This is a genomic window from Corallococcus carmarthensis (assembly GCF_003611695.1).
GTDB classification, from domain to species: domain Bacteria; phylum Myxococcota; class Myxococcia; order Myxococcales; family Myxococcaceae; genus Corallococcus; species Corallococcus carmarthensis.
Genome location: NZ_RAWE01000314.1, coordinates 1 through 8,453 on the forward strand (window position 1 = coordinate 1; position 8,453 = coordinate 8,453).

8 protein-coding genes and 1 pseudogene are annotated in these 8,453 nt (G+C 71.9%); 3 read left to right on the top strand and 6 right to left on the bottom strand.

Features of this window, described 5'->3' with window-relative positions; all coding sequences use genetic code 11:
* From D7X32_RS41400 to D7X32_RS41410, 3 genes and pseudogenes are all read left to right on the top strand, one after another.
* Nucleotides 1–395: pseudogene (locus D7X32_RS41400) on the top strand (hypothetical protein); the annotation flags it as partial.
* A gap of 10 nt (nucleotides 396–405) precedes the next feature.
* Nucleotides 406–2,148, top strand: a complete 1,743-nt coding sequence (locus D7X32_RS41405) for a hypothetical protein (RefSeq protein WP_120608021.1) — start codon at nucleotides 406–408, stop codon at nucleotides 2,146–2,148.
* Nucleotides 2,149–2,221: 73 nt separating this feature from the next.
* On the top strand, nucleotides 2,222–2,770 hold the full coding sequence (locus D7X32_RS41410; protein WP_120608022.1) for an isochorismatase family protein: 549 nt from the start codon (nucleotides 2,222–2,224) through the stop codon (nucleotides 2,768–2,770).
* A 27-nt stretch (nucleotides 2,771–2,797) separates the two neighbouring features.
* Here D7X32_RS41410 and D7X32_RS41415 read toward each other — a convergent pair whose 3' ends face one another.
* From D7X32_RS41415 to D7X32_RS41440, 6 genes are all read right to left on the bottom strand, one after another.
* Nucleotides 2,798–3,670, bottom strand: a complete 873-nt coding sequence (locus tag D7X32_RS41415; RefSeq protein ID WP_120608023.1) for a metal ABC transporter permease — start codon at nucleotides 3,668–3,670, stop codon at nucleotides 2,798–2,800.
* Nucleotides 3,651–4,445 (bottom strand): metal ABC transporter ATP-binding protein, encoded by a 795-nt coding sequence (locus D7X32_RS41420; RefSeq protein ID WP_120608024.1) that lies wholly within the window; start codon nucleotides 4,443–4,445, stop codon nucleotides 3,651–3,653. Before D7X32_RS41420 ends, D7X32_RS41415 begins: the two co-directional genes overlap by 20 nt.
* A gap of 13 nt (nucleotides 4,446–4,458) precedes the next feature.
* Nucleotides 4,459–5,319, bottom strand: a complete 861-nt coding sequence (locus D7X32_RS41425) for a hypothetical protein (RefSeq protein ID WP_120608025.1) — start codon at nucleotides 5,317–5,319, stop codon at nucleotides 4,459–4,461.
* Nucleotides 5,320–5,323: 4 nt separating this feature from the next.
* Nucleotides 5,324–6,247, bottom strand: a complete 924-nt coding sequence (locus D7X32_RS41430) for a metal ABC transporter substrate-binding protein (protein ID WP_120608028.1) — start codon at nucleotides 6,245–6,247, stop codon at nucleotides 5,324–5,326.
* 22 nt (nucleotides 6,248–6,269) lie between these two features.
* Nucleotides 6,270–7,658, bottom strand: a complete 1,389-nt coding sequence (locus tag D7X32_RS41435) for a zinc-regulated TonB-dependent outer membrane receptor (protein WP_120608026.1) — start codon at nucleotides 7,656–7,658, stop codon at nucleotides 6,270–6,272.
* Between the two features lie 105 nt (nucleotides 7,659–7,763).
* Nucleotides 7,764–8,183: a hypothetical protein gene (locus D7X32_RS41440; protein ID WP_120608027.1), complete on the bottom strand. Its 420-nt coding sequence runs from the start codon at nucleotides 8,181–8,183 to the stop codon at nucleotides 7,764–7,766.
* Between the last annotated feature and the right edge of the window lie 270 nt (nucleotides 8,184–8,453).

An 8,453-nucleotide genomic window follows, 5' to 3' on the forward strand; every position in this document is an offset into this window, starting at 1 on the left:
GCCTCACGCTGTGGGGTTTCGGCGCGCTGTGTGACGCGTGCGGCGCCGCCATCTTCGTGCCGCGTGACGGCTTCGTGCCCCGGTGGGTGGAGGGCGCGTGCGGCACGGCCTTCCGCGTGGAGGACGTGGGCGTCCGCCGGGACGCGGCCACGGGGCCGGAGCGCAGGGCGGCGCGGGCGGGGCTCGCGCTGCTGGCGGACTGGCTGGCGGAGTACGAGGCGTGGGTGGCCCGCGACGTGGGCCTCGCCTGGCGGCGCGAGTGCCTGGCGGCGCGGCGCAAGGCGTCTCCCATCCCCGCGGAAGAGTTGTCCACCGCCTGGAGGCGGCTGGCCGTGCGCGTGCGCGCGACCGATGCCTCGGTGCAACACCATGTCGCTCCGATGACCGGAGCGTGAGGAGGACACCATGCTGGCACGTCTGTTCCGAGCCGATGCACCGTCCGTCCATTCCCACGTCGCGTGGGAGGACCTGCCGGACGAAGCCCTTCCCACGCCGCCGCTCCAGGACGGGCTGGGGGACGCCCACCTGCGGGTGACGACGCGGGTTCCCCTGGCGCAGGCGTACTTTGATCAGGGCCTGCGCCTGCTGCACCTGGGCTGGGCGCTGGAGGCCCGGCGCGCCTTCGCGGAGGCCGCGCGTCAGGATCCGTCCCTCGCCATGGCGTGGTGGGGGCTCGCGCTCGCAAGGGGCGTGGGGCAGCGATTCACCGCGGACCGCGCGGAGGCCATCCGCAAGGCGCTGACGTTGGCGGAGGGCACCACCGACATGGAGCAGCGGCTGGTCGTCGCCGCCAGCCTCCTCGCGGACAAGGGCCCCGCCAACGGCAGACACGCCTTCGTGCGCGAGATGGAGTGCCTCATCGACCGCTTCCCCCAGGAGCCCGAGCCGCGCCTGCTGCTCGCGGGCTTCCTGCTGGACGGGTACGAATCCGACGGGCGTCCCGGGCAGGGACAACCGTATGCGCAGCTCCTCCTGCGCGACCTGTTGCGCACGCACCCGAACCACGCGGGCGTGCACGTGGCCTGGGTGCAGGCGTGGCTGCCCAGCGCCCGGCCGGAGACGGCGCTCGAAAGCGCGGAGCTGCTCCCGTCGCTCGTGCCCGCGGGAAGCCCCGCGCTGCTCGCCGCCGGACGCCTGTTGCTGCGCGTGGGCCGCGCGGTGGAGGCGAACCGCATCCTGGAGGCCGCGGTGACGGTGGACGACGCGTACCTCGCGCGGGAAGCGCTGCCCTTGGACGTGGCGCCGAGCGCGGACACCGCCCTGCGTCTGCTCAGTGAAGGCTGCGCGGAGGTGGGGCAGTACCGGGGCGCGCAGGCCTGGGCGCGAAAGCTGCGGCAGCGCGTGGAGGCCTCGGGTGGCCAACCGCAGGCGGTGCTCTTCGCCGCCACCACGCTCGTCGCCGCGCACCTGCGCTTCGGGTTCAGCCGGGCCGCGGCGGAGGTCCCCATGGAGCTGGGAGACGCGGCCACCGTCGCGGAAGTCGGACTGCGCGACGCCGTGCGCCTGTACGCGCGAGGCGTCTGTGCCCTGGAGACCGGACGCCTGGGCGACGTGGACCGCGCGTGTGGAGCCCTGGATGCGCTGGTGCTCACCTTGTCGGAGGCGCCGCGCTCAGAGGGCCGCGCGCTGTGCGCTCGCGACGTGGCGCGCACGGTGGAGGTCGCCGCGCAGGAGCTGCGGGGCACGTTGGATTCGCGCCGGGGAGACTCCGGCCGGGCGGAGGCCGCGCTCACGCGAGCCCTTCGCCTGGAGCGCCGCCTGCGCCCGGTGGGGCCCGCGCTCTTCTGCCGGCCGCCCCGTGAGACGCTGGCCCGCGTGCGCCTGCGCTCCGGCCGCGAGGAGAAGGCCCTGGAGCTGGCACTGGAGCGGGCAGGGGAGCGGCCCGGGTGTGGCCACTGCATGCTGCTGGTCGCGGAGGCCCACGTCGCCTGCGAGTGCATGTCCGAGGCGGCGCACGACTTCGCCGTGGTGCTGGACCTGTGGCGCGACGCGGATCCGCACCTGCCGGGTCTGCAACGCGCGCGAGGCTTCGCGGCCAGGGGCAATCGGGGCCGCGCCGCCCTTCGGAGGGTGCCCGACGCGGCACCGGTGGACACCGCGCACGGACCCAGGGGTGAGGCAGCGACCTGGACCGTTCACGGAGGCTGAGCGCGCACGCCGCCGCGCTTGACGCAGGCGCGGCCTTCGCGTCACTAGGAGCCATTCTCCAAGGAGCCGCCCCATGCCGTCGTTCCGCCTGAAGCCCGAGCAGGCCGCGCTGCTCGTCGTCGACATCCAGGAGCGCCTGTGCGCCGCGATGGAACGCGACGCCCTGGACCGCATGCTCGCGCGCACCGGCGCCGCCGTGGAGGGCGCGCGGGCCCTGGGCCTGCCCGTCATCGTCACGGAGCAGTACCCGCAGGGGCTGGGCCGCACGCACTCGCTCCTCAAGCTGCGCCTGGGGGAGTTCAAGCCGCTGGAGAAGTTGGATTTCTCCGCCGCCACGCCGGACGTGCTGTCCGTGCTGGGGGACCGCAAGCAGGTGCTCATCACCGGCATGGAGACGCACATCTGCGTCTTTCAAACGGCGCGCGACCTGGCGGACAGCGGCCGGGAGCCGTGCCTCCTCGCGGACGCCGTGCTGTCCCGGTCGGAGGAGGACCGCCGCGTGGGGCTGGAGCTGTGCCGCGACGCGGGCGCGCGCATCCTCACCGTGGAGTCGGCCCTGTTCGACATGCTGGGCCGCGCGGGCACGCCCGAGTTCAAGAAGGTTTCCGCCGCCGTCCGCTGAACCCCGGGACGACGGCGGATCCGCCGCTCACGCCCTGCGCGTGAAGGGCGCCTGAACCAGGCGCACGAGCATCATCAGCAGCACCAGGACCCCGGACAGGACGGTCTGCGAACCGCCCACCGGGAAGTCGTAGAAGTACGCGAACAGGTACCCGCCCGCGCCCGCGATGCCGCCCAGCACGGTCGCCGTGAAGAAGGTCCACGGCAGCCGCAGGTCCAGCACCAGCGCGGCGATGGCCGACAGCGTGGAGAACGCGAAGACGGGCAGGGCGCCCAGGGCCCGCGCGCACACGCCCACCATGATGCCGATGGACACCATCAACACCGTGTCCAGCATCTTCACCGGCAGCCCCTGCACCGTGGCGCCGATGCGGTCGAAGCTCACGAAGGCGATGCCCCGGAACCACCACAGGTGCAGCACCATCATCACCGCGCCCGCCACCGCCACCGCCTGGAGTTGATCCGGCGTCACCAGCACCGCGGTGCCGAAGAGGATGCCCTGGATGTCGTGCGCCTCCTGCGCGATGCGGTCACCCACCAGGATGGCCGCGCCGCCCGCGAAGGCGAACGCGCACCCCAGCAGGCTCTCCCGCGACAACCGCAGCCGCGCGGGCTCCACCATCAGCAGCAGCGTGGCCGCCACCGACAGCACCACCGCGCCCACCAGCGGATCCACGTGCACGCCCAGGTGGATTTCGGCGAAGAAGGCCAGCGCCACGCCCAGGCCCGCGGTGTTCGTCACCGCCGCGCTGACGAACACCATGCGCCGCAGCACCACGTAGACGCTGAGGAAGCCCAGCACGCACCCGGCGATGAGCGCGCAGAGGATGGGATCGCGGAACAGCTCCCAGCCCGCTTGGAACTGTTCCCACTTCGAGGGCTCAAGCAGGGTTGTTTCCACGGTGGGGTCCCTGGGGCGCGCTGTGGCAGTAATCGTCGCCGTACTGGCGGCGGAAGGCGGGGTGACAGAACACGGTGCGGGCATCGCCCATGACGAAGCAGCGGTGCTCGCGGTCCACGAAGAGGATGACGTCGGCGTGCTCGGCGGCGACGGACATGTCGTGGCTCACCACCACCACGCCCAGGCCCCGGTCGTGCGCGAGCGCGCACAGCCGCAACATCGTTTGCTTCTCCGCCACCGCGTCCATCGCGGCGGTGGGCTCATCCAGCAGCACGACGTCGGCCTCGGTGGCGATGACCCGCGCCAGCAGCGCGCGTTGCTTCTCGCCGCCGGACAGGTCGCGGAAGGGCCGCTTCGCGATGCCGCGCGCTCCCGCCGTGTCGAGCGCCGCCTCCACCTTCTGCCGGTCCGCCTTGCTGGGGAAGGGCCGCAGGAAGTTCCATCCGGACAGCCGCCCCCAGCTGGTCAGCTCCCGCGCGTGCACGGGCAGCAGCGAGTCGATGGCGGACATCTGCGGCACGTACGCGCTGCGGATGTGCGGCGCGCCCAGGGTGATGCGGCCGGACACCGGTGGGATGAGTCCCAGCAGCGTCTTGAACCAGGTGCTCTTGCCGGAGCCGTTGCGGCCCACCACCGCCACGAACTGGCGGCGGCGCACCACCAGGTCCATGGGAGGCAGGATGTCCTTGCCCCCGTAGCCGATGACGAGCTGCTCGCACTTCAAGAGCGGTTCGCCCGGCTCCGGGTGCGGAGCGGCGCGGTGCCCCCGGTCCAACTCCGTCTCATGATCACCGTGAGCCACGGTTCACCTCCGCGATAGGGCTCAGTTGGGCCACCTTCTCCAGGAGCGCGGCACGCACCGCCGCGTTCTCGGGCGCGTCCAGGTCCGCGACACCATCGGCGCCCGGCTTCGCGGCGGACCAGTCCACCGCGTCGAAGAGGGCCGGCGTCAGCGCCAGCTTCAATCCCAGCGTCACGCGCGGCGCGTTCTCACGGTCGGACGGCACATCCAGGTCGCCCTTGAGCACCGCCACCGGCGTGGCCTCCGCTCCCGCCACCGTCGCGGTGAAGCGGAAGGGCAGGGCCCCCGCGAAGCGCGCCGGGACCCGGCCATCACGCACGCTGCCTGTCATCCGCAGGCCGGTGATGGACCAGCGCCCGCTGGACAGTGTCGTCTTGCCCAGCTCGCAGCCGGGCTCGCAGGCGAGGTCGCGTGTCGTGGGCGACAGCAGGTCCAGCTCCGCGTCCACCGGGAGGTTGGCCACGGTGACCGTGCTGCTGCCGCCACCGCCCAGCTCCGCCTCGATGTCCGCGTAGTCCACGAGCGCCCCGGAATCGCTGTGGCAGTGCCCGTTGTGGCACAGCGTGTAGCCCGGCGGCGGCGAGGAAGGGTCGAACGTCGTGGTGCCGCCCCCGCCGGAGCTGGCCAGCAGGTCGATGCTGCCCAGGCTCACCGCGCCGGTGTCCATGCGCAGCTGGAAGTCGGAGGCGAGCGCCTGGTAGCCGTCGCCCGCGTTCCGGTCGGACAGCGTCGTGTACGCGGCCTCGACGGAGGGCTCCAGCACCGCGAAGCTCTCGCCCGCGTCGAACGCACAGCCGGACAGGAGCGCGAGAGGAAGCAACCACGCCCTGGAATGGAGTCGCTTCATGGCGTCATTCCCCCTTCCCGGCGAGGCCCTGCTCCAGCCGGCCCACCATCAGCTCCATGCGCTGCACGTACGTCTGGCCGGAGCGGAAGTCGGTGCCGCCGGGCAGCGTGACGAGCGCGGCGGGAATCTTCGACGCCACGAGCTTCGCGATGTTGTCCGGGTAGTAGTCCTCCTTGAGGACCAGCTTCACCTTGTTCGCCTTGCCCTGCGCCAGCACCTGCGCGACGTGGGACGGGTTCGGCGGGATGCCCGGCTTGGGCTCCAGGAACGCGACGGTGGTGAAGCCCAGCCAGTTCTGCAGGTACGCCGTCGTGCGGTGGTACGCGATGACGGGCACGCCCTTGAGGCCCGCGAGCCGCTTCTCCCAGCCCGCCTGCGCCGCCGTCAGCTCCTTCGTGAACTTCTCGAGGTTGGCCTTGTAGGTGGCGGCGTTCTTCGCATCCAGCTGCGACATGCGCGCTTCGATGGCGCGGGCCACCAGCAGCGCCTGCCGCGGATCATAAAGGTAGTGCGGGTTGCCGCCGGGGTGCACGTCGCCCTGGCTGCGGTCCACCTGTCCGGCGGGCACCTCCTGGAGGTTCACGGCGCGCGACGCGTCCAGGTAGCCCGGGTTGCCCGTCTGGATGCGGTTGTTGCGCGCGCCCAGCTGGAGCGTGGGCAGCCAGCCGATCTCCAGGTCCAGGCCCGCGGCGATGAGCAGGTCCGCGCGGTTGATCGCGAGCGCCAGGTTCGGCTTGGCGTCCACGAAGTGCGGGTCCTGCGTGGGCAGCGCCAGGGCGATGACGTCCGCCTTGTCCCCGCCCACGGCCTTGGCCAGCGTGGCCAGGTCCGGGAGGGTGGCGACGACCTTCAGGTCCGCGCGGGCGGGAACGGCGGTGAGGCTGACGACGGCGGCGCACAGGGCCGCGAAGAGGCGAAGGGAACGCATGGAAGGGCTCCGGAAGAAGAGGTCAGAACGCATGGGCACCGTGGGCGCCGGTCACGACTTCAAGGGCGAGGAAGGCCGAGTAGTCCGGCGACCCGCGCCAGCCCACGCGGTCCGTGGCGGCCTGCAGGCGCAGGCGGGAGAACTCCGTGGGCCAGAACGTCAGCTCCGCGGTGATGCGCTGGCGGTCGGAGATCCACTCGGGGTCGAGCGGATCATTCGCGACGCGGCCCTCCTGCGTCTTCGCGGCCGTGCCGAACTCGTAGCGCACGCCCGTGGCCCAGCGGTTGGAGAAGCGCCACACCGTCTGCGCGTAGCCGCCCCAGTCCGACAGCACGTCCTCCGGGGCCTGGCGGCGGCGGTAGAGCACCTCCGCCTGGAACACCAGCTGCTGCGAGCTCTGCGACGTGATGGGCCGGAACTTCAGGTAGACGTCCGTGCCGTAGATGCTGCTGTGGTTGCGGTAGCCCGTGGCGTTGGGGCCCGTGGCGGCGGACAGCCCCCACAGGAGCGACAGGTCGTCCGACAGCGCGAAGAACTGCTTCACCGCGCCGGTGAGCTGGAAGTCCAGCGGTGACAGCACGCGCTCGTCGGACGCGCCGAAGAAGCTGCGCGCGGTGGCCTCGCCCGTCGCGTCGGTGGCGCTGCCCACCACCTCCACGTACCAGGGCAGCGGCGTGAGCCATGAACCCTCCACGCCCAGGCCGCGGTTGCCCTCCGCGCCGAAGAAGCGGCTCATGACGAAGGGCTGATCCACGAAGTCCCACGCGTGCGGGTGCGTGGAGTTGATCCGGCCGAAGCGGGTGAGGAACTGCCCCGCGCGCACCTGGAGGTTGGCGGGCAGGTCCAAGGTGGTGACGTACGCCTCTTCAATCTCCACGCCGAACTGGCTGAAGACGAGGTTGCTGTCGAAGCGGAAGTACGGATCCACCACGGAGCCGATGGACAGCTCCAACTGCTGGAGGTTGAAGCCGTTCTTCGTCGGGTCGTGCGCGCCGCCCTGCAACGGCACCTTGCTGGAGAAGGCCGCCAGGGCCATGTCCAGGATGAAGCTCAGGTTGAGGAAGTTGGTGCCGCTGCTGATGGCGTTGGGCAGCTTGAGCGGCGTCACGCCGGAGTCGTTCGTCGCGGTGGGCGACGCCGGGGACGTGTCGCCGGACGGACGCGCGCGCGTGCTCGTGTCCGTGCCCAGCGCCTTCTCAATCTCCTCCATCTCCTCCGGACTCAGCGCCGGAGCGTCTCCGGTGGAAGCCGCATCGGGGGGCGCGGCCTGGGCCGGGGCAGGGGACTCGGAAGGAGGGGGAGACGCGGTGGACGGAGGGGATGACTGCTGGGCCCATGCGGCGCTCGCGGACAGCTGGGCGGCGAGCACGACGGCGAGGGCGCGAGGATTCCTGCGCGGAAGAGATGACACGGATGTTTGCTCCTCGGAACCGGCCGGTCGAGGCGCATGCGCATGCACACCCCTCGACGACCGTCGACCTGATGACCTGCTTCACGGACACGACACGCAACGGAACTACGCGTGCGTCGGAGGCGAGGCCTTGGGTGCGGTGTCGAGAACGGCGAGCGGCGCGAAGGAGCGGGGCGGCGCGGTGGCCGGGTGGTTGCTCTCCACGCACGCGGAGGCGGAGTCGATGCGTGCGCCCTGGAGGGCCTCCACCTGCGGGGCGGCCGTGAGCAGCGGGCACGTCTCGTGGTTGAGGCCCGTCGCATCCGCCACCGCGGGCGGGACGGACGCGACGACGGGGGCACGCTCACTGAAGCGGGACAGCGCCGGGTTCGCTCTCCGCGCGTCCTCTTCGAACGTCTGATGCTGCGGACAGAACCGGTGCGCGTGCTGCTCCACGTGCAGCGCCAGACCCAGCGGCTGGGCACCCCAGAGCGCGACGAGCAGCATCGCGGTGAGGCGGGCAAGGGTGTGGGCGCGCGAGAGCATCTGGGGGTCCCGGCTGGCTTACTGTCGGCCCCCGGGAGTGTCAAGGCAGGCAGGGTGCATCCGTCTCCCGGTGCTCCCGGGAAAGGACGATGGGGCGGTGCGGCGATTCAACGTCGCCACGCGAACCAGCGTCCGCGTGGGGGCCGCCGAAACACGATGACCAGGGAACGTTGTTTTCATTCCGGACGTCCCTCCTGGCCGCATCGGTTAGGTTGGGTGTGCCCCACCGTCACGCCTCCCGCGCCAGGAGTTCCGCCGCCCGTGCCCCCC

Coding starts and splice junctions, on each gene's coding strand:
- D7X32_RS41410 (WP_120608022.1), top strand. CDS start 2,222: ATGCCGTCGTTCCGCCTGAAGCCCGAGCAGGCCGCGCTGCTCGTCGTC.
- D7X32_RS41430 (WP_120608028.1), bottom strand. CDS start 6,247: ATGCGTTCCCTTCGCCTCTTCGCGGCCCTGTGCGCCGCCGTCGTCAGC.
- D7X32_RS41440 (WP_120608027.1), bottom strand. CDS start 8,183: ATGCTCTCGCGCGCCCACACCCTTGCCCGCCTCACCGCGATGCTGCTC.
- D7X32_RS41425 (WP_120608025.1), bottom strand. CDS start 5,319: ATGAAGCGACTCCATTCCAGGGCGTGGTTGCTTCCTCTCGCGCTCCTG.
- D7X32_RS41405 (WP_120608021.1), top strand. CDS start 406: ATGCTGGCACGTCTGTTCCGAGCCGATGCACCGTCCGTCCATTCCCAC.